The sequence below is a fragment of the Streptococcus sp. 27098_8_69 genome (assembly GCF_041432445.1).
Taxonomy (GTDB): Bacteria; Bacillota; Bacilli; order Lactobacillales; family Streptococcaceae; genus Streptococcus.
The window spans coordinates 1-20,056 of the sequence record NZ_JAPVZO010000012.1; the positions used below are offsets into that span (position 1 = coordinate 1).

General features: G+C 38.5%; 18 protein-coding genes and 2 pseudogenes. 13 read left to right on the forward strand and 7 right to left on the reverse strand.

Annotation, left to right across the window (positions count from 1 at the left end; genetic code table 11):
* Both O3658_RS05505 and O3658_RS05510 read right to left on the reverse strand, forming a co-directional pair.
* Positions 1-672: pseudogene (locus O3658_RS05505) on the reverse strand (hypothetical protein); the annotation flags it as partial.
* Positions 673-882: 210 nt separating this feature from the next.
* Positions 883-2,049, reverse strand: a complete 1,167-nt coding sequence (locus O3658_RS05510; protein WP_371559850.1) for a CynX/NimT family MFS transporter — start codon at positions 2,047-2,049, stop codon at positions 883-885.
* Between the two features lie 219 nt (positions 2,050-2,268).
* On the opposite strand from O3658_RS05510, the gene O3658_RS05515 reads away from it, so the two are divergent.
* The 4 genes from O3658_RS05515 to O3658_RS05530 all read left to right on the forward strand — a co-directional run bounded on the left by O3658_RS05515 (position 2,269) and on the right by O3658_RS05530 (position 6,274).
* Positions 2,269-3,099, forward strand: a complete 831-nt coding sequence (locus O3658_RS05515) for a glycosyltransferase (protein WP_371559852.1) — start codon at positions 2,269-2,271, stop codon at positions 3,097-3,099.
* 70 nt (positions 3,100-3,169) lie between these two features.
* On the forward strand, positions 3,170-5,020 hold the full coding sequence (locus O3658_RS05520; RefSeq protein ID WP_371559854.1) for a polysaccharide biosynthesis protein: 1,851 nt from the start codon (positions 3,170-3,172) through the stop codon (positions 5,018-5,020).
* Between the two features lie 262 nt (positions 5,021-5,282).
* On the forward strand, positions 5,283-5,708 hold the full coding sequence (locus tag O3658_RS05525) for a DUF805 domain-containing protein (protein WP_223140400.1): 426 nt from the start codon (positions 5,283-5,285) through the stop codon (positions 5,706-5,708).
* 152 nt (positions 5,709-5,860) lie between these two features.
* Positions 5,861-6,274: a DUF805 domain-containing protein gene (locus tag O3658_RS05530; protein ID WP_371559857.1), complete on the forward strand. Its 414-nt coding sequence runs from the start codon at positions 5,861-5,863 to the stop codon at positions 6,272-6,274.
* A gap of 86 nt (positions 6,275-6,360) precedes the next feature.
* Here the strand turns inward: O3658_RS05530 and O3658_RS05535 are convergent, their stop codons facing one another.
* The 3 genes from O3658_RS05535 to sdaAB are packed head-to-tail and all read right to left on the reverse strand — an operon-like array spanning position 6,361 to position 8,578.
* Positions 6,361-7,002 carry an HAD hydrolase-like protein gene (locus tag O3658_RS05535; protein ID WP_371559859.1) on the reverse strand — a complete coding sequence of 214 codons (642 nt, stop codon included), beginning with the start codon at positions 7,000-7,002 and terminating at the stop codon, positions 6,361-6,363.
* Positions 7,003-7,025: 23 nt separating this feature from the next.
* Positions 7,026-7,898: an L-serine ammonia-lyase, iron-sulfur-dependent, subunit alpha gene (gene sdaAA, locus O3658_RS05540; RefSeq protein WP_371559860.1), complete on the reverse strand. Its 873-nt coding sequence runs from the start codon at positions 7,896-7,898 to the stop codon at positions 7,026-7,028.
* Between the two features lie 8 nt (positions 7,899-7,906).
* Positions 7,907-8,578, reverse strand: coding sequence for an L-serine ammonia-lyase, iron-sulfur-dependent subunit beta (gene sdaAB / locus O3658_RS05545; RefSeq protein WP_045762455.1), 672 nt, complete (start codon positions 8,576-8,578; stop codon positions 7,907-7,909).
* A gap of 241 nt (positions 8,579-8,819) precedes the next feature.
* Between sdaAB and O3658_RS05550 the strand changes: the two genes are divergently transcribed.
* Positions 8,820-9,446 (forward strand): LysM peptidoglycan-binding domain-containing protein, encoded by a 627-nt coding sequence (locus O3658_RS05550; protein WP_371559863.1) that lies wholly within the window; start codon positions 8,820-8,822, stop codon positions 9,444-9,446.
* A 51-nt stretch (positions 9,447-9,497) separates the two neighbouring features.
* Here the strand turns inward: O3658_RS05550 and O3658_RS05555 are convergent, their stop codons facing one another.
* A complete protein-coding gene (locus O3658_RS05555; protein ID WP_371559864.1) occupies positions 9,498-10,361 on the reverse strand; it encodes a helix-turn-helix domain-containing protein in 864 nt (287 codons plus the stop codon).
* An 847-nt stretch (positions 10,362-11,208) separates the two neighbouring features.
* On the opposite strand from O3658_RS05555, the gene O3658_RS05560 reads away from it, so the two are divergent.
* The 3 genes and pseudogenes from O3658_RS05560 (at position 11,209) to O3658_RS05570 (ending at position 13,791) form a co-directional block, all read left to right on the forward strand.
* The gene (locus O3658_RS05560) at positions 11,209-12,111 is read left to right on the forward strand and encodes a hypothetical protein (protein WP_371559988.1); all 903 of its coding nucleotides are present in this window, start codon (positions 11,209-11,211) and stop codon (positions 12,109-12,111) included.
* Between the two features lie 258 nt (positions 12,112-12,369).
* Complete coding sequence (locus O3658_RS05565) at positions 12,370-13,098, forward strand: hypothetical protein (RefSeq protein WP_371559866.1); 729 nt, start codon at positions 12,370-12,372, stop codon at positions 13,096-13,098.
* 470 nt (positions 13,099-13,568) lie between these two features.
* Positions 13,569-13,791: pseudogene (locus O3658_RS05570) on the forward strand (hypothetical protein).
* Positions 13,792-13,952: 161 nt separating this feature from the next.
* On the opposite strand, the gene O3658_RS05575 reads toward O3658_RS05570, so the two are convergent.
* The gene (locus tag O3658_RS05575) at positions 13,953-14,771 is read right to left on the reverse strand and encodes a hypothetical protein (RefSeq protein ID WP_371559868.1); all 819 of its coding nucleotides are present in this window, start codon (positions 14,769-14,771) and stop codon (positions 13,953-13,955) included.
* Between the two features lie 521 nt (positions 14,772-15,292).
* Here O3658_RS05575 and mnmA point away from each other — a divergent pair.
* From mnmA to mnmG, 5 genes are all read left to right on the forward strand, one after another.
* Positions 15,293-16,414, forward strand: coding sequence for a tRNA 2-thiouridine(34) synthase MnmA (gene mnmA, locus O3658_RS05580; protein ID WP_223140405.1), 1,122 nt, complete (start codon positions 15,293-15,295; stop codon positions 16,412-16,414).
* A 19-nt stretch (positions 16,415-16,433) separates the two neighbouring features.
* On the forward strand, positions 16,434-17,048 hold the full coding sequence (locus O3658_RS05585) for a MarC family protein (protein WP_002894248.1): 615 nt from the start codon (positions 16,434-16,436) through the stop codon (positions 17,046-17,048).
* Between the two features lie 144 nt (positions 17,049-17,192).
* Positions 17,193-17,648, forward strand: coding sequence for an NUDIX hydrolase (locus O3658_RS05590; RefSeq protein ID WP_371559870.1), 456 nt, complete (start codon positions 17,193-17,195; stop codon positions 17,646-17,648).
* An 8-nt stretch (positions 17,649-17,656) separates the two neighbouring features.
* The gene (locus tag O3658_RS05595) at positions 17,657-18,088 is read left to right on the forward strand and encodes an NUDIX hydrolase (protein WP_371559872.1); all 432 of its coding nucleotides are present in this window, start codon (positions 17,657-17,659) and stop codon (positions 18,086-18,088) included.
* Positions 18,078-19,994, forward strand: a complete 1,917-nt coding sequence (mnmG, locus tag O3658_RS05600) for a tRNA uridine-5-carboxymethylaminomethyl(34) synthesis enzyme MnmG (protein WP_371559874.1) — start codon at positions 18,078-18,080, stop codon at positions 19,992-19,994. Before O3658_RS05595 ends, mnmG begins: the two co-directional genes overlap by 11 nt.
* Positions 19,995-20,056 lie beyond the last annotated feature (62 nt).

Below are 20,056 nucleotides of genomic sequence, written 5' to 3' on the forward strand. Positions count from 1 at the left end.
GAATAAAATCCGAGCAAACGCTTCTGCTATATCATGTGATTCCTGGAATTTTTGCTGTAATTTCTCTAACTTCTCGGCAGTAGTCTCTAGTTCTTTCAACTCAGTTTGCTTAGTTGATAAATTGAACAAAATCCGAGCATACCGCAAAGCTATATCATGTGATTCCTGGAATTTTTGCTGTAATTTCTCTAACTTTTCGACAGTAGCCTTCCGTTCTTTTAACTCAGTTTGCTTAGTTGATAAATTGAACAAAATCCGAGCATACAGCAAAGCTATATCATGTGATTCTTGGAATTGTTGCTGTAATTTCTCTAACTTTTCGACAGTAGCCTTCCGTTCTTTCAACTCAGTTTGCTTAGTTGATAAATTGACCAAAATCCGAGCAAACGCTTCTGCTATATCATGTGATTCCTGGAATTGTTGCTGTAATTTTTCTAACTTTTCTGCAGAAGCCTTTCGTTCTTTCAACTCAGTTTGCTTGGTTGACAAATTAACCAAAATTCTAGCACATGCTTCTGCAAGTTTTTCAGATTTTGGGAATATCTCCTGTAATTCTTTTATCTTTTCCGTAATAAGTGTAAAGTCAGGGGAGTCTGTATCGTTAGTCGTTGACTCAACAAGTTTATCTAGCTCCGCTATACTCTCTTCAAGACTGAATGTCTGTTCGTTCATTCACTTTACCTCTCTAAAATCATTACTATTGGTAATTTGAACTAATTTATTTTTTCGTTTTATAATTAGTTTCTACATATTTTATTATATCAAAAACCACATTTTTCTCCTAGTATATGTATGATGCTTTTTAAATATATACTCATACAAAAAACCAGACTCAGTCTGGCTTGAAAAGTATGTTTATCTGTGGTAAATTCTAACCCCTTTTTAGAGGATTTTCTTAGTTTTATCTACCATAAAGAGGGAGATTGTCATGATGACATCAATGATGAGGAGAGCCAGAACAGCTGGAATCCAAGATTGAAACATGTCAAAACTATAGCCAAACAGAGTTGGTCCAAAGGCAGCTAGAATGTAACCACCGGTCTGGGCAAGTCCAGATAATTGAGCCGTTTTTTCAGGCGAGCTTGTTTTAATAGAGAAGCAAACCATGAGATAGGGGAAAAGTGCGCTACAGGCCGTGCCAATCAAGAGGTGAGCCATCAGCCAATAAAAGAAATTACTACTTGGGTATAAAAGCATAGCAATTCCTAACATACCAGCCAGAGAGATGACTGCTAACATGATTTGACGGTGACGATTTGACAAACGCGTCGTTAAACTTGGAATGGTCATGGAGAAGGGAATGCTAATTAGTGAAAAGATAGAAGCCAGAAGTCCGGCATCCGTATGAGCTAGCCCTGCACTGATGGCCATGGTTGGTAACCAGGTCATGCTGGTATAGAAGAGTAGGGACTGAAGTCCACCGAAGACAATAATAGCCCAAACTTGCTTGCTTTTTAGGATATTCTCTTTTTCTTTTTTCTCTTCATGCCCTTCTAGAAAATGATTGTGGCCATGGTTGGGGAACCAGACCAATAAGGTTAGCAGGCAGACCATGGACAGACAGAGAATCAGCCCCTTCCAAGATGTTGCCTGAGTAATGGGTACAGAGAGGTAGGAAGCTAGTGCTGTCGCGATTCCCATAGTCGTCACATAAACCGTTGTCAGGAAGCTAATCTTTTGTGGGTAGTTTGCCTGAATCATACTAGGAAGAAGTACGTTAAAAATAGCGACACTTGCTCCGATGAGTAAGGTTCCCAGATAGAGTAGAGGAAGATTGAAGATACGAATCACTGAACCGACGGTCAAGACGATAAGACTATAGGTGAAAAGATGCTCAAGTCCAATTTTTTGAGCCAAACGTGTCGCAAAAGAGGAGAAAAGAGCAAACATCAAGAGTGGAAGGCTGGTCAAAACCCCAAGTGAACTGACCTCAACTCCTAAACCTTGAGCAATATCTCCTAAAATAGTCGGTAAGGCCGTAAAAGGAGCTCTTAAGACCGCTCCGATTAAGATAATTCCTAGAATAAAAAAGAGTGATCGTTTTTTCATGTGAACCTCAATAAGCTGATTTTAATAACAGCTTATTTTAAGGCTTTTTCCAATAGATGTCAAGATGGTGCGAGAAAATCCGCTCCTTAGTTGCGCGAAATCATGGGGAAAAAAGAAGGATAGATTTACTAGTTTTTTTCTGGGATTCAAATAAAAATAGGAAAGTCTGGGAATTTGTGATAAAATAGTGAAAGAAAATCTATACATTGGAGAACTGCTGTGTCTGAAAATCGGAAATTTAGCGTCTTGATGTCAGTCTACATCAAAGAAAATCCTGTCTTTTTAGAAGAGGCTGTAAAAAGTATCTTACATCAAACGCTCAAACCTAGTGAAGTGGTTATCGTTGAAGATGGTCCACTGACACCTGAACTATATCAAGTTTTGGAGGAATTGGAAGTACAGTCAAGTATTCCAATCAAACGCTGTCCATTGGAGAAAAACCGTGGTTTGGGCTTGGCGCTACAGTATGGTGTTTTACAGTGTCAGTATGATGTCATTGCCCGTATGGATACGGATGATATTGCTGTTGAAGATCGTTTCGAGCAACAGTTTGACTTGATGGAAACAGAAAATTTGGACTTGCTAGGCGGTCATATTGCAGAATTCATCGATCAACCTGATGAAATTGTTTCTTATCGTCGTGTGCCGATTAAGCACGAAGAGATTATCGCCTACCAACGTATGAGAAGTGCCTTTAATCATATGACGGTTATGTTTAAAAAAGAGATGGTTCTCAAGGCAGGTAACTATGAAGATGGGCTCTATATGGAAGACGATTTGCTCTGGCTCAATATGATTAGTGCTGGTGCTCGGACTGGAAATGTGGATCAGATTCTTTGTAAGGTACGCGTGGGAGCGGGGATGTTTGAACGTCGTGGTGGCCTTCGCTATCTCAAACTCTATCGCCAAGCACGTCAAAGAATGCACGCGCGTGGACAGATTTCTTATGGCGAATATCTGAAAAGTGTTTTAATCCAAGTTGTCGTTGCCCTCTGCCCAGGATTTATCCGACAGTTTATATTTTTAAAACTATTGAGAAAAAGTAAATAGCTAATCAGTTTGAAAAAAACGTCTTGTAATTACTAGAAAATGTGATTTTGTGTAGGAGGATACCATTCACATGAATAAAAAAATGACAGATTATGTAATTGATCTGGTTGAAGTACTAAATAAACAACAAAAACAAGTCTTTTGGGGGATTTTTGATGCTGTCAGCATGATTTCCTCAATCATTGTTTCTTATATCTTGTTTTATGGATTGATCAATCCAGCTCCTGTGGACTATGTCATCTATACAAGCTTGACCTTCCTTTTCTATCAAATCATGATTGGATTCTGGGGGCTCAATGCTAGCATTAGTCGTTATAGCAAAATCACAGACTTTATGAAGATATTCATCGGAGTAAGTGTCAGCAGTGTTTTGTCTTATCTTCTTTGCTATGCCTTCTTGCCACTATTCTCTGTGCGTTTCATCGTTCTCTTTATTTTGCTCAGCACCTTCTTGATCTTGCTCCCACGTATTACTTGGCAATTGATCTATTCAAGACGCAAAAAGGGTGATGGAGAAGGGGAACATCGTCGTACCTTCTTGATTGGTGCGGGAGACGGTGGAGCTCTCTTTATGAACAGCTACCAACATCCTACGAGTGATCTTGAGTTAGTGGGTATTTTGGATAATGATGAAAAGAAAAAAGGTCAAAAACTAGGTGGAATCCCAGTCTTAGGATCTTATGAACAGTTGCCAGAACTCTCTAAACGTCATCAGATTGAAAAAGTTATCGTTGCGATTCCTTCTCTCGATCCATCAGAGTATGAGCGTATCCTAAAAATGTGTAACCAACTTGGCTTGAAGTGTTATAAGATGCCCAAGATTGAGTCGGTTGTACAAGGATTGCATCCTCAGGTAGGTGGTTTCCAAAAAATCGATATTACTGACCTTTTGGGACGTAAAGAAATTCAACTAGATGAGTCACGCCTAGGCTCAGAAATTACTGGAAAAACCATCTTAGTGACAGGTGCAGGAGGTTCTATCGGGTCTGAGATTTGCCGTCAGGTTAGTCGCTTTAATCCAGAGCGCGTGGTTCTCTTGGGGCATGGGGAAAACTCTATTTATCTGATCTATCATGAATTGATTCGTAGCTTCCAAGGAATTGACTATGTTCCTGTGATTGCAGACATCCAAGACTACGATCGCTTGCTTCAAGTATTTGAGCAGTACCAACCAGCCATTGTTTACCACGCTGCTGCCCATAAGCACGTGCCGATGATGGAACGTAATCCAAAAGAAGCCTTTAAAAATAACATCCTCGGAACTTATAACGTTGCCAAGGCAGTTGATGCAGCTAAGGTGCCGAAGATGGTCATGATTTCGACAGATAAGGCTGTTAATCCACCGAACGTTATGGGAGCTACCAAACGTGTGGCAGAGTTGATTGTTACAGGATTTAACCAGCGTAGCCAGTCTACCTATTGTGCCGTTCGTTTCGGGAATGTTCTTGGTAGTCGTGGTAGTGTTATTCCAGTCTTTGAGCGTCAGATTGCAGAGGGTGGTCCAGTGACCGTGACAGACTTCCGTATGACTCGTTACTTTATGACCATTCCAGAAGCTAGTCGTTTGGTGATCCATGCAGGAGCTTATGCTAAAGATGGGGAAGTCTTTATCCTTGATATGGGCAAACCAGTTAAGATTTATGATTTGGCCAAGAAAATGGTTCTTCTTAGTGGACGTACTGAAAATGAAATTCCGATTGTAGAAGTGGGGATTCGTCCAGGTGAGAAACTCTATGAGGAGTTGTTGGTATCTACTGAATTAGTTGATAATCAAGTCATGGATAAGATTTTTGTTGGTAAGGTTAATGTCATGCCACTTGAAGTCATCAATCAAAAGATTGAAGAATTCCGTGCCTTGCAAGGTTCAGAGTTGAAGCAAGCTATTATCGGTTTTGCTAACGAAACAACTCACATTCATTAAAAAAGTAAAAAGGTATGATTCCTAGCTTCATGTTAGAGGTGAGTGGAATTATACCTTTTCTTGATAACTGCTACTCCTTTACCAATTTTTGAACAAACTTGTCAATGTTGAACATTTATGGTAAACTAAATTTATACTATTTGAAAATCAAAGTAAATGAGGTCTGCATCGTTTGACTGTACTTAGATATGGTTTATAACGAACTTTCTAATTTGCTCTTTCATTTTCATTTCGTATGAATTAAAAAAATAGGGAGTAACTTATGATTAACGCATATAAGAATTTCTTTAAAGGTTATGTAGATTTTACAGGCCGTTCAACACGCTCAGAGTATTGGTGGATTTGGTTAACAAATATGATCCTCCTTGTCCCTTTTTACTCAGCATATTTTAAGGTGCTAGCAAATCCAAGAAATGAGGCTGCTCTAGTGGCCTTGGGTGGAATTGCTATTATCTACATGATTTTCGGGCTAGCCCTAATATTACCTATGTTAGCTTTGACAGTTCGTCGTCTACGTGATGCTGGTTTCCACTGGGCTCTAATCTTTATCATTTTTATTCCCATGGTTGGACCTCTTGTTCTTTTAGTTTTGTTAGCTATGCCAACGAAACAAGTAGAAGTAGTAACCATCAATGAAACTGAAGAAGTTGTAGAAGTTTCACCATTCGAAGAATCAAACAAAGACTAAGAAGTTTAGGTTTTACAAGTGAAACTGTTTTAGAGTTTTCTTTATATTGTTAAGCAAATATCTGACACTCCCATTTCTAAAAATAGATTTGGGAGTGTTTTAGAACGATGAGGCTACTTTATAGTATACAGTTGTTAAAAAGGAGAAATATCTTGTTTAGGGCTTATATAAATTTTTTAAAAGGTTATGTAGATTTTGTAGGACGCTCAACACGTCCAGAGTATTGGTGGGTTTGGCTGATGAATCATATTTTGTTTCTACCTCTGTATATCCTTATCTTCAATAATGAGATAAACCAAGGTCCTGCTCTGAACTTTACTTTAGTTATATTGGTTGTTAGTATTTATGCCATTTTGGCTATACTCTTTTTGTTGCCTACTTTAGCGTTAAAGATTCGACGTTTGCGTGATGGAGGTTTCCACTGGGCCTTCATCTTCCTTCACTTCGTTCCAATGGGTGGTATCGCTCTTTTGGTTTTGCTAGCTATGCCCACTAAGGAAGTAGAAATAGTCACTATCGATAGATCTAAAGAAGTTGAAGCCGAAGAAGTTTCCCCTTTTGAATAATTGGACGAGTACGGGGAATGTCATTCTCCTCATTAAGATCAGACAAAAAGCTCCCAAACCTAACTTTTAGGCTGGGAGTCTTTTGTTTAACGTTTTAATTGTAGATGCTGTAAAATGTCTGCCGGGTGGTGAGCAATCCAGTCAGGATTATAGTCCATTAGGTCTTTCTCCTCGCCAAATCCCCAGGTTACCGCTAATTTTTTAATACCAGTTTCTTGGGCACCAATCATATCAAACTTGGTATCTCCGATAATAACAACTGTTTCGGGCGCTAGATGATGAGTTTCCAGAGCCTGACGAATGACATCAGCCTTGTGTAGGGCTTGAGGGCTTGAACCATAAATGCCATCAAAGAAGTGGTCAATCCCAAAATTGCTAGTCATGTCAACTGCGGTTGGTGTATTCTTCGTAGTAGTGATATAAAGAGGATAATGCTCAGCTAGTTCTACAAGTAAATCTTTGATATGTGGAAAGAGTTGGGCTTCGTAAACACCCTTTTCCTTATAATAAGAACGATAGAGCTGAATGGCTTCTTCTATCTGCTCAGCTGGCAAACAACTAGCAAAGCTGGTCTCTAGTGGGGGCCCCATAAAACCTCGAATGGTTTTGGCACCAGGACTAGAAACTCCAAGTTGGTCAAAGGTATAGGTGAAACCATTGTGAATACCGATAGAACTATCAACTAGCGTTCCATCTAAGTCAAAAAAGATAGCAGATATAGATGACATTGATTCTCCTCATAATGATGAAATTATTCGCCGAAGATTTCTTTTTGAAGGCGACGGCCTGTCGGTGTGGCAGCGAGCCCCCCTTCAGCAGTTTCACGAAAGGCAGTTGGTAAGCTAGATCCTACTTGATACATGGCGTCAATGACCTCATCAACTGGAATTTTGGATTCAATACCAGCCAGAGCCATATCGGCTGCGATGAAGGCAAAACTTGCTCCCATGGCATTCCGCTTGACGCAAGGAACTTCAACCAAACCTGCAACGGGGTCGCAAATGAGACCGAGCATGTTTTTGATAACGAAGGCGATAGCCTGGCTCGCTTGATAAGGCGTTCCGCCTGCAGCTAGAGTTAGGGCAGCGGCACTCATGGCTGAAGCTGAACCGACTTCGGCCTGGCAGCCACCTTCGGCTCCCGAGATAGAAGCGTTGTTAGCAATCACGAGTCCAAAAGCACCTGCAGCGAATAAGAAGTCTAGTTGTTGTTCATGAGTTAAATCCAACTTTTGAATAGCAGCAGTGAGAACGGCTGGAAGACAACCGGCACTACCAGCAGTAGGTGTTGCACAGACCAGTCCCATCTTGGCATTGTGTTCATTAACGGCGATAGCATTACGGGCTGCAGACAAGACAGTAAAGTCTGATAGGGTCTTTCCTTTTTTGATGTAGTGGTCAAGCTTGGCAGCGTCACCACCTGTTAAGCCACTACGAGATTTTTTTTCACTAAGACCAAGCTCAACTGAAGCTTTCATGACTTCAAGGTTGCGTTCCATGAGAAGGAGAACTTCTTCACGTTCACGACCGGTTAGTTCAAACTCGGTCGTAATCATGAGTTCCGCAACGTTTCCTTTAAAATCAAGTTCGGCTTGTTGGACTAATTCTTTGATAGAGTAAAACATATTTTCTCCTATTGAAAGAAATTGACATTATGCAAATGAGGAATTTTACGAATCTCTTCGATAGATTCGTCACAGTTGCGACTATCAACTTCGATAATCATAATGGCTTTCTCACCAGCTTTTTCTCGGGTTACATTCATTTGGGCGATGTTAATGTCAAAGCGAGAGAGGGCCTCTGTTACGTGAGCGATCATACCAGGAACATCCTGATGAACGATGATAATGGTAGGGGTGTTCATGTTGAGGGATACGGCAAAGCCATTGAGCTCTGTCACCTGGATGTTACCACCACCGATTGAAATTCCTGTCACACTGATGGTCTTGTGCTTATTCTTAACAGTGATTTTCGTAGTATTTGGGTGAGGGGCGTTACTATCTTTCTGGATAGTCCAGACAATTTTGATGCCACGCTTATGGGCAATTTCTAAACTATTTGGAATTTCTGGATCATCTGTGTCCATTCCTAAGATTCCAGCGACAAGGGCTAGGTCAGTTCCGTGCCCGCGATAGGTTTTTGCAAAAGAATTAAAAAGCTGGAACTCGACCTCGGTTGGAGTATCGTCAAAGATAGAAGAGACGATTTTACCGATACGAACAGCTCCTGCCGTGTGACTACTAGATGGGCCAATCATGACTGGCCCAATGATATCAAAGACAGATTGAAAACGAAGTGATTGCATCTGTTTCCCCTTAAAAAGATTCTTAACTCTATTATATCAAAGATTAGATGCAAGCGCTCAATTCCATGATAAAATATCTAAAATCCCCATAAAGCCTATAAAATCAAGCCTTTTGTAACAAAAAGAGGCTATTTAAGTGAAATAAAACATAGTCTTGTAACATTTCTACATAAAACCGTCAAGAAACAGTAATAATAGTAGGGTATGATGGAAATATAAGAAAGAAGGAGAATCTTTTAATATGAAATCAACAACTAACAAAATTAAAACAGGACTTGTAGGAGTAGCAGCAGCGCTTGCTTTCCTTGCACCATCACTTACTTTTGCACAAGAAACAACAACTTACACAGTAAAATCAGGTGACACTCTATCAGGAATCGCTGAAAAATACAATACAACCGTTGAAAAATTGGCAGAAAAAAATAAGATTAAAGATATTCATTTGATCTATGTAGACCAAGTATTGGTTATTGATGGTGAAGCACCAGCAACTTCAACTACTTCAACTGCGACAGCAGAAGCTCCAGTAGTAGCACCTGCAGCTACTGAAACAACAACTTATGAAGCGCCAGCAGCAAGCGTAACTGTTGCAGAAGAAACTGTTGCTACAACAGAAACTTCAGCATCAACTTCAACTGTAAGCGGATCTGAAGCAGAAGCTAAAGAATGGATCGCTCAAAAAGAATCAGGCGGTAGCTACACAGCTACAAACGGACGTTACATCGGACGTTACCAATTGACAGATTCATACTTGAACGGTGACTATTCAGCAGAAAACCAAGAACGTGTAGCAGACGCTTATGTAGCAGGACGTTACGGTTCATGGACAGCTGCTAAGAACTTCTGGCTTAACAACGGTTGGTATTAAGAACTAACTAGCAGAATAAGATGCAAAAGTCGAGGGATTTCCTCGACTTTTTTATATTTCCTTTGCTTGATAACAGGTCTCTACTTCCTTTTTGAGGTAAGATAGCATTGAGGTTTCATCAGTTAACTCCAGAAGGGAGAAGCCCTTTTGAATAAGATGTTCATTACTAGTGCAAATACCTATTCGAACATAAGTGATTGCCAAAATATCGTATCTTTTCTTTTTCTGGGCATCCTCTAGTAAGGTGTAGCAGATTTGTTGACAGGTATTTTTATCTTGATTGTACAAGTAGATGGTGGACAGATTGAGTAGGATTGTCATTCGCAATTCATATAAATGTTGATAGTTTTTATATTCTTCCAAGCGCTGCAAGATTTGTTCAGTGATGAGGTGGAGGTGTTCGATGGGAAAGCTAAAAAGTATGGTGTTGAGGATTTTTAGGTCGCTTTCATACCATGTATCTTGTTTTTCAATTTTTTCCCAAAGCTTTTTTACAGTTTGTTCCACTTGGATTGAAAGTTGTCCTGTTCCATGTTGACGGATATAAATGACAATTTCCAGCATATCTCTGATTTCCTCTATAGGGATATCGTGATGAATCTTGAGATAGTCTTGGCATGTTTCAAATAAATTGACTAGACTACTGGTACCAAAGATGGAACTTGTATTGAGATAGGTTTGCATGATTTCTGTCCGTTGACTCGGCTGATAGAGATGGCAGATGTATTCAAACTCTTCAAAACTCATATTGATTTGACGGAGAAGAAACTCCATGTTTTCATATTTTGGAGTTGCCTTGCCACTTTCAAACTTGGAAAGACTGGTTCTTGAAAGGACATTTCCACAGACCTCTTCTTGGGTCAATCCTTTTGACTCGCGTATGTCTTTATATACTTTCCCGAAATCATAGCGCATGATTTTCTCCTCTTCGTGAAAAAAGTTAACAATAAATTGAATTCTATTAAACATATTGTATCATAAGAATATAGAAAGTAAATAAGAGGTATCATGTAGCTAGAAAATAATAGATTGGAGGTTGTTTCAATGCGTAAAAATAAAGATCTATTTCGGGTAATCATTGTCTTTGTGGCAGGGGTTATTTTGATTCTAGCAACACCAGTGTTATTTAGAGTTGTTATAGAACTACTGTCAAAATAAAATCTGCATTGATTAGATTCATTAGGATTTAAAATCATTACATGAGAGCTTCTGGATAAATTTAATTTGCTGTAAGATTTGCTTATTTCATCAATTGCTTTTAGTTAGAATCCTGATTTTTCATTTACCATATTTATATTCACAGAAGTTCTAATCAAGACATTAAAGTGGATATCATGAGAAGAAAATAAGAAAGGTGATTTTATCTATAGTAGGTAGAATCTAAAAAATAAATTATGATTCATTTAAAATTTTATATCAAATCCGTTCTTTGTTCATTGGTATTTTTTATCCTTTTAATTCTTTTTATTAAAAATATATATTACCCTGCTCTAAAGATAACTATTGAAGTTATTATGACGTTTTCGATAGGTAGTCTTTGTTATGCCATTTTTTGTAAAACAAATCGTGCTGCTTTTCTGCCAATTTCGGTTGTTTTATTTTTGCTGACACTCTATTTGATGGGAGCATAGTGTTTTAGCAGGAACTTTGTCAGTTTGCATTTTTTGATGATTGAAATTGCTACATTTGTATTAGGTTTATAATCAAGGAGTTAGGATAATTTTTTGCCTTGTGCGAACTAGAATAAGGATATTGTAAAATTATAATGCGTAAACTAATTATTTTCTTACTAATGCTCCCTCTTTTGGTCTTGTGGTTAGAGTTGTATGTCTTAGTGAATAATTTACCTTTGAATCGAGAAATTCCCCTTGATTTTATGATCAGTATGTGTCTTACTTTCTGTAGTTTGCTTATCTCAAAAATAGTTTTAGATCTACTATATGCATTGAAAGATGTATACAAGAAAGAAGGTCTTATTACGATTTTTCCTTTTATTTTTATAGGAAAGAAGAAAGTAAATGCGAGATTCTCACCCTATTTTTCATTCCATCGTAAAAGTTTGTCTACGGATGATTTAAAATTTAGAATTATATGGAGTTTCTTTCTTGAGATAGCCATTATCCTAGCATTTATTTTAAAAATTCCTTTTGCTATCATCATGCTTACTACAATATTTTTCTGGACTATAATGGATATCAACCATCTCGTTTTTAATAAGACGGAATTTCTTTTCAATCAAAATAAATGGCAAAAAGAAGATTCGTTTGACAGGAATTTGACCAATGCGTTAAAGGATAAAATACAAAAATCAGATTTAAGTTATTCTGATTTAATGTGTATTCTGCTGTATGATGCGATCAACCAATCCACCTTTTTAGCGAATAGTGACCTCTTTGAGGATATTTTGAAAACAATTGAAGATTTTCATAACACCCTTCTGTGTACAGCTCTTGTCGAGTTACTGATGTATGAGATTTCTATTAGTAACAATAACAACTGGTCCAACAAGCTTGATAAAATTAAGATACAGCTCATCAGAATCAATCAATTAAATTTTTTCTATTATACAAGTTGGTTAAGAAATAATTTTAATTTCTGTATGAACAGAGAGTATCATAAGATGAAATCACGAAGGATATTTATTAGCAATAAGAAGATAATCTAGATTCGTCTTGTGAGTTCAATAAATGAAAATATTTCAACAAATTAGTTTTACAAATTTGTTCATTTATAAAACATGATTAGGCAAAAAAGAGCATCTTATCTAGGTGATGAAGAGATGAAAAGTAAGCTGTCTATAGTTAGGACACTATCCTAACCATGCCACGTTCAAGAAGGGAAATCTTATGAAGTTAGTATTACCAAATAATAATAGAAGTTGTGATATTAACGGGAACTTTTATCCCTGGGAAGGATTAGACAGATGAGTAATGTAGATAAGATTCGAAAAATACATATTATCGTTTGTTGGATGTATATATTTTTGTCATTTAAGCCGATAATCAGTAACACGGAGTATTTTTTACTTATTTTTTTAGCTTTTATCTACTCAATAGTATCGCTACCTCTATATTCTGTGAAAAATAAAATAGTATCTATCTGTCTAGCCATAAATTCGGTTCTGTTAATGAGTTTCCCCATTTTAATCAATAAATTTTTCCCAGAAAATTTTTTCACTTATATCGTATTAATAAGTGTTTTTATTACAGAGTTGATAATTTTTCATTTAATTGATAAAGGTTTTGCTACTAAATTGACTAACGAATATAAGAAAATTAGTCAGTTTAGAAGCGAGGTGTATCAATTTCCTTGGATAAAATATTTAGAGATTTCTAGTTTCATATTAGCTATATTTCCTTTTATTCTTCATGGTACAGTTGATATTTCTGTACTGACTCTTATCTTTTTGATAAAAATTTGTATAGATACTATGATAAAATTTTTATTTATCAGATTATTTGATGCAGGTACTTTAATGAAGAGGAGAATATTTTTTCTTTTCGCATTGGATGCTATAGCTTACTTAGTTTTAGGATATCTTTTAGTGATTCAAAAAGCAGGTTATTTGTTTTCGGTTTTACTTCTTTTCTCTAATTTTTCAATTCCCTTTATCAGAGAAAAAGAGTATGAATTATTTAAAAATAGCAAGTAATAGAAATATGGGTGAAATCTTAGAATGGCTTAAAATCAGATATGATAAAGGGAAATAGTCTTATCTAGGTAACTAAGTACTACAAACACAGTCGAGGATCACTTATTAGGATTACACTTTAATTAGGCTTAATAAGAATGGAGTATTCCTATGGAAATCGTATGACTCTTAAGCTTCGAATACCTTAGTTCTCGTGATTTTGAGCTATTCTAGCTTTAGAATCCTTCAAAAAGTAAAATGTTAGGCAATAAAAGACTTAGAACAACCTCAAAACATTTATTTTATAGCAATTCTAAACTTAGAATCGTATGGATTCAATCTGTTCGATGGTTAGGACAGCTCTATTCTGGAAAATCTGGATGATCAATGGTTTAGAATAGTATTTCGCCAATGGTTTTTGTGGAAGGATTGATTGTTTTATGATAGTCTAAAATAAAACTGATTTAATGGAGCAAATGGAGAATCGTTACATGAAACATTTTTTTGCAGGAATTGGTGAGATTCATTTTTTGTTATTTTTATTATATCTAAGTATGTCCAATCACTAGTCCAATTATTGGACTAGTGATTGGACATACTAAAATAAATCTAATAAATTCTATTATTATTATAGTTCTTGGTATGATATTGGCATTAATTTTGGTATTATCAAGGGTGTATAGAAAATATTTTTATAGAGACGAAGATGACTAAAGTTTTAATCAATAATTGGCTCCATAATATCTATAGGGAATTTACCTACTACAAATATCATAGAGCCCTAAAAAAGAGCCTGGAATGGCTCTTTTTATGTACTATTATTTTTATTTGATGTAAACATTAGTGGTAGCAGATTTATTAAGGCTCTGACAAGTTTATGGATTTTCTACACCTGAATTAGTAGGTTGATGACTATTTGTATTGCTATCTTCAGCATTATTACTATTGGTATTAGCCTCTGCTTGATCTCCTGTATTGACAACATTATTTCCACCACTACCAGATGAATATTGCTCAGCTGCAGGTGCTTGGGAATTATTCAGGTTTCCATATGATTCAGAGTAGGTTGGAGTGTAGTTGCTATCTTCTGAATTGTAGGATTCTACTCTCTGAACGCTACTAGTCGTTTCAGTCTGGTTAGACTTTTGTTCTTCTTTTTTAGTCAAGACTTCAATTTGTTTTTGAAATTTAGAGATTAGTTCTTGAATTGGTTTAATCTTTTCTTCAAGAGCAGTTTGATCGTTTGCAGAATTGATATTTTTAATGATTTCTAGTATTTTTTGTAAGGAAGTAATGGCTGTTTCGAGTGTTTGTTTATCTTGAAACTGGCTATCAGAATCTTTTATATCTAGTTTTAAAGCTTTTTCACTATAATGATTTGTGACTTTATCGGCAGTAGAAGTAAGAAAGTCTGCTAGTGTTTTTTTGCCTTCATCAGTAGTTGGTTTCAATTCTTGGATTTTTTTCCAATCTTCTATAATGGTTTCAGAATCAATATTGAAGTTTTTAATAGCGTTTTTTACTTGTTCAACATCTTGATGATTCTTTTGATGGTTGACGAGAGCAACATTCCCTCTCTCTGCTTGGATTTTTTCTTGATGGAGGACTAAGCCTGTCAAAAGTCCAATACCTGCAATAAGTGTAATAATAAAAATAGTATTTTTTGATTTTAGAATATCTTTGTAGTTGTTCACATTAGTCCTACGCACATGGATGATGGTGTATATATGGAATCATGTGCGCATTCCTCCTTATTACAGTATATCATTTTTAGTTGATTTTAAAAAATAAGTTTATAAAGAGAATAGAGATTTAGGTATGAATTGATTTCTTTTGTATTCTTATCTTCATGTATTTACAGAAGAGGGTGATAGATTGTCAGCCTCTTTCTTGTCTTCTCTAACCAAGCGTGTTATAATGAATACTGCTCAAGCGACCTTCAATCGTTAAAGCACACACGACCTTCAATCGTGAACTAGTCATTTCGTTTATCTTTTATTACGTCGTTAACTCGAAATGAGATGCAAGCTGAGCTTGTCTGATTTATAACCTCAATCAGTCTCCCAGACTGATTGAGCGAACTCAAGTTATGCCTGCGACTCGTTGCCTAGTACTAAAAGCAAACGAAAAGACTATACTCGAAGAAATTCTATTGAAAGTCATAATAAATAGAATTTTGAAGGGTATGAATAAACGAATAGATGGGAGAACTACCATGAGTGATAACTCTAAAACACGTGTTGTCGTGGGGATGAGTGGTGGTGTTGATTCGTCGGTGACGGCTCTCTTGCTCAAGGAGCAGGGCTACGACGTGATCGGTATCTTCATGAAGAACTGGGATGACACAGATGAAAACGGCGTCTGTACGGCGACCGAAGATTATAAAGATGTGGCTGCAGTGGCAGACCAGATTGGCATTCCTTACTACTCTGTCAATTTTGAAAAAGAGTACTGGGACCGCGTTTTTGAGTATTTCCTAGCGGAATACCGTGCAGGGCGCACGCCGAATCCAGACGTTATGTGCAACAAGGAAATCAAGTTCAAGGCCTTTTTGGACTATGCCATGACCTTGGGTGCAGACTATGTAGCGACTGGTCACTATGCCCGTGTAGCGCGTGATGAGGATGGCATCGTTCATATGCTTCGTGGCGTGGACAATGGCAAGGACCAGACCTATTTCCTCAGCCAACTTTCGCAAGAACAACTTCAAAAAACCATGTTCCCACTGGGGCATTTGGAAAAACCTGAAGTACGAAAAATAGCTGAAGAAGCAGGACTTGCGACTGCTAAGAAGAAAGACTCGACAGGGATTTGCTTTATCGGAGAAAAGAACTTTAAAGAATTTCTCAGCAACTACCTACCAGCTCAGCCTGGTCGCATGATGACTGTGGATGGACGTGATATGGGCGAACATGCTGGTCTGATGTATTATACGATTGGTCAGCGTGGTGGCCTAGGTATTGGTGGACAACACGGCGGTGACAATGCTCCTTGGTTTGTTGTTGGAAAAGACCTGAGCAAGAATATCCTCTATGTCGGCCAAGGCTTCTACCATGATTCGCTCATGTCAACTAGCCTAGAGGCGAGTCAAGTCCACTTTACTCGTGACATGCCAGAGGAATTTACGCTCGAATGTACGGCTAAATTCCGCTACCGTCAGCCGGACTCGAAGGTGACTGTACATGTCAAAGGAGACAAGGCAGAGGTCATTTTCGCAGAACCGCAACGCGCCATTACACCAGGACAGGCAGTTGTCTTTTACGATGGTGAAGAATGTCTCGGTGGTGGTTTGATTGATAATGCCTACCGCGATGGCAAGGTTTGTCAGTATGTCTAACTGGAGTTAAGTAAAAACGATGAGTTCTCAATTTTTTTATGCATTTATGGCATTTTTCGCTATAATGAACCCAATTTCAAATCTTCCTGCTTACATGGCTTTAGTAGCAGATGATAGTCAAAAAATTTCACGAAAAATTGCTTTTAGGAGTCTTTTGATTGCCTTTGTTATTGTAACTGTTTTTATCTTTTCAGGAGATTTCATTTTTAAAGTATTTGGAATTACAATTGTTTCTTTCAGAATTGCTGGTGGAATATTAGTGGCCGTTATCGGTTATCATATGATTAATGGTAATCATTCACCCAGCTATAAAGGAATGGAGCAGCAAGCAGTAAATTCAGATCCAATGTCTATTGCTATTTCTCCTCTTGCAATGCCACTTTTTGCGGGACCAGGTACAATTACAACTGCTTTAAGTCTGGCTAATGGAGGTTTGCAGAATCAACTGATAACCGTAGTTGCTTTTGCTCTACTATGTGTCATCACTTATCTCCTGTTAAGAAGTGCAAAACAAATTGCAGGCTTCTTGGGAGAAAATTTGATGAAAATTATAACGAAAATGATGGGACTTTTACTATTCTCGATAGGAATACAGATGATTATCGTCAGTGTGCAGACCTTGCTCAAACAGTGATTTGCATTGACAAAATGATTTGATTTGATAAAATAACTTTAACAATAGTCATGATGGTCAAAGCTCATGGATATTGCAGGCTTTTTGTTCTGCACTTCTTACGAGTTTTGACTGTTTTTGTGTCGTTTAGAGGAAAGGATAAAAATGACTCAACAAGACTTTCGGACAAAGGTGGGGAACACAGTTTTTGGCGTTCGGGCGACAGCCTTGATTCTCCAAAATGGCAAACTTCTAGTCACAAAAGATAAGGGCAAGTATTACACTATCGGCGGTGCGATTCAAGTCAATGAAAGCACGGAAGACGCGGTAGTCCGTGAAGTGAGGGAAGAACTGGGTGTAAAAGCTCAAGCTGGGCAGCTAGCTTTTGTGGTTGAAAATCGTTTTGAAGAAGACGGCGTCTATTATCACAACATCGAGTTTCATTATTTAGTGGACTTACTTGAGGATGCCCCATTGACCATGCAGGAAGATGAGAAAATGCAGCCCTGTGAGTGGATTGATTTGGACAAGCTTGAGGATATTCAGCTAGTTCCAGCCTTTTTAAAGACAGCCCTGCCTGATTGGGACGGTCAACTAAGACACATTCATCTTGAGGAATAGGAGAGAAAATGATGGTTAAGCTTATTGCCCATGTACTTGTTCATAGTGGTGGTGATTATTTGCTCATTCAGCGTTCGGAAATTAAAAGAGGACAACCCAACGTTTATCCAACTTACTGGGATATTCCTGGTGGTGGGGTTGAAAAGGGTGAACTTCCGCGAGATGGAGCTCTTAGAGAATGTATTGAAGAAGCGGGAGTTAGGCTAGACAGCAGTTCGCTCAAACTTCTTCACGAAGATAGTCAACTGGATACCTCTAAGGATACTGTCTTTACTCGCTTAGTTTATAAAGCAGAGTGGGTTGGGGAGAAGCCAATTATCAGATTAGATCCTGAAGAGCATACGCACTTTAAATGGGTTACCATGGATCAAGCTCTAGAGGAGGGGAAGTTAGTTCCTTATTTGCGAGAAATTTTTGAAAGGTTAAGAAATGACTTATAATTTTACAGAAGAATACGATATTATTGTAATCGGTGCTGGGCATGCGGGAGTAGAAGCCTCTCTAGCAGCTAGCCGTATGGGTTGCAAGGTCTTACTTGCGACTATTAACATTGAAATGTTGGCTTTCATGCCATGTAATCCCTCTATCGGTGGTTCTGCCAAGGGGATTGTCGTGCGCGAAGTCGACGCCCTTGGTGGGGAAATGGCCAAGACCATTGACAAGACTTACATCCAGATGAAGATGCTTAACACTGGGAAAGGTCCAGCTGTTCGTGCCCTTCGTGCGCAAGCTGACAAGGAGCTCTACTCTAAGGAAATGCGCAAGACAGTTGAAAACCAAGAAAATCTAACCCTACGTCAAACTATGATTGATGAGATTTTGGTGGAAGATGGCAAGGTTGTCGGTGTGCGTACTGCGACCCATCAAGAGTATGGAGCTAAGGCTGTTATCGTGACAACAGGGACTGCCCTCCGTGGGGAAATCATCATCGGAGACCTCAAGTACTCATCGGGTCCAAATCATAGCCTAGCTTCTATTAATCTAGCTGATAATCTCAAGGAACTCGGCCTCGAAATCGGTCGCTTCAAGACAGGAACGCCTCCACGTGTCAAGGCTTCCTCTATCAACTATGATGTTACAGAAATCCAGCCAGGAGACGAAGCGCCTAATCACTTCTCATACACTTCACGTGATGAGGACTATGTTAAAGACCAAGTACCGTGCTGGTTGACTTATACCAATGGTACTAGTCATGAGATTATCCAAAACAACCTCCACCGTGCGCCTATGTTTACAGGTGTGGTCAAGGGAGTGGGGCCTCGTTACTGTCCATCGATTGAGGATAAAATTGTGCGTTTTGCGGACAAGGAACGCCACCAACTCTTCCTTGAACCAGAAGGGCGTAATACAGAAGAAGTATATGTCCAAGGTCTCTCAACCAGCCTTCCTGAGGATGTGCAACGTGACTTGGTACATTCCATCAAAGGTTTGGAAAATGCAGAGATGATGCGAACTGGTTATGCTATCGAGTACGACATGGTCTTGCCTCATCAATTGCGTGCGACTCTGGAAACCAAGAAAATCTCAGGACTTTTCACAGCTGGTCAGACCAATGGAACGTCAGGTTACGAAGAAGCAGCTGGCCAAGGGATTATCGCTGGTATCAATGCGGCTCTGAAAATCCAAGGTAAGCCTGAGTTGATTCTGAAACGAAGCGACGGTTATATCGGAGTGATGATTGACGACTTGGTAACAAAGGGTACCATTGAACCTTACCGTCTCTTGACCAGTCGTGCTGAGTACCGTCTCATCCTCCGTCATGACAATGCCGATATGCGATTGACAGAGATGGGACGCGAGATTGGTCTTGTGGATGATGAACGTTGGGCACGCTTTGAGATCAAGAAAAATCAATTTGACAATGAGATGAAGCGCCTAGACATCATCAAACTTAAGCCGGTCAAGGAAACTAACGCCAAGGTCGAAGCGATGGGATTCAAACCATTGACTGATGCAGTCACTGCCAAGGAATTCCTCCGTCGTCCAGAAGTCTCTTACCAAGATGTGGTTGCCTTCATCGGACCTGCTGCTGAAGAATTGGATGACAAAATTATCGAATTGATTGAAACGGAAATCAAGTACGAAGGATACATCTCAAAAGCCATGGATCAGGTTGCCAAGATGAAACGCATGGAAGAAAAACGTATTCCAGCCAACATCGACTGGGATGACATTGACTCTATCGCGACTGAAGCTCGCCAGAAGTTCAAACTCATTAATCCAGAAACCATCGGTCAAGCCAGCCGTATCTCAGGAGTAAACCCAGCAGATATCTCCATTCTTATGGTGTATCTGGAAGGGAAAAATCGAAGCATTTCAAAAAATTTAGAAAAAAAGGCTGACTAAATACAAAGTGCTGAATTCTCTTTTAGGAATTCAGCTTTTTTGATAGAATAGTCCTCTATTTT

What these genes read in the sequence shown, in the direction of transcription:
- O3658_RS05510 (WP_371559850.1), bottom strand. Translation starts at nt 2,049, where the DNA reads ATGAAAAAACGATCACTCTTTTTTATTCTAGGAATTATCTTAATCGGA.
- O3658_RS05520 (WP_371559854.1), top strand. Translation starts at nt 3,170, where the DNA reads ATGAATAAAAAAATGACAGATTATGTAATTGATCTGGTTGAAGTACTA.
- O3658_RS05525 (WP_223140400.1), top strand. Translation starts at nt 5,283, where the DNA reads ATGATTAACGCATATAAGAATTTCTTTAAAGGTTATGTAGATTTTACA.
- O3658_RS05535 (WP_371559859.1), bottom strand. Translation starts at nt 7,002, where the DNA reads ATGTCATCTATATCTGCTATCTTTTTTGACTTAGATGGAACGCTAGTT.
- sdaAA (WP_371559860.1), bottom strand. Translation starts at nt 7,898, where the DNA reads ATGTTTTACTCTATCAAAGAATTAGTCCAACAAGCCGAACTTGATTTT.
- sdaAB (WP_045762455.1), bottom strand. Translation starts at nt 8,578, where the DNA reads ATGCAATCACTTCGTTTTCAATCTGTCTTTGATATCATTGGGCCAGTC.
- O3658_RS05550 (WP_371559863.1), top strand. Translation starts at nt 8,820, where the DNA reads ATGAAATCAACAACTAACAAAATTAAAACAGGACTTGTAGGAGTAGCA.
- O3658_RS05555 (WP_371559864.1), bottom strand. Translation starts at nt 10,361, where the DNA reads ATGCGCTATGATTTCGGGAAAGTATATAAAGACATACGCGAGTCAAAA.
- O3658_RS05565 (WP_371559866.1), top strand. Translation starts at nt 12,370, where the DNA reads ATGAGTAATGTAGATAAGATTCGAAAAATACATATTATCGTTTGTTGG.
- mnmA (WP_223140405.1), top strand. Translation starts at nt 15,293, where the DNA reads ATGAGTGATAACTCTAAAACACGTGTTGTCGTGGGGATGAGTGGTGGT.
- O3658_RS05585 (WP_002894248.1), top strand. Translation starts at nt 16,434, where the DNA reads ATGAGTTCTCAATTTTTTTATGCATTTATGGCATTTTTCGCTATAATG.
- O3658_RS05590 (WP_371559870.1), top strand. Translation starts at nt 17,193, where the DNA reads ATGACTCAACAAGACTTTCGGACAAAGGTGGGGAACACAGTTTTTGGC.
- O3658_RS05595 (WP_371559872.1), top strand. Translation starts at nt 17,657, where the DNA reads ATGATGGTTAAGCTTATTGCCCATGTACTTGTTCATAGTGGTGGTGAT.
- mnmG (WP_371559874.1), top strand. Translation starts at nt 18,078, where the DNA reads ATGACTTATAATTTTACAGAAGAATACGATATTATTGTAATCGGTGCT.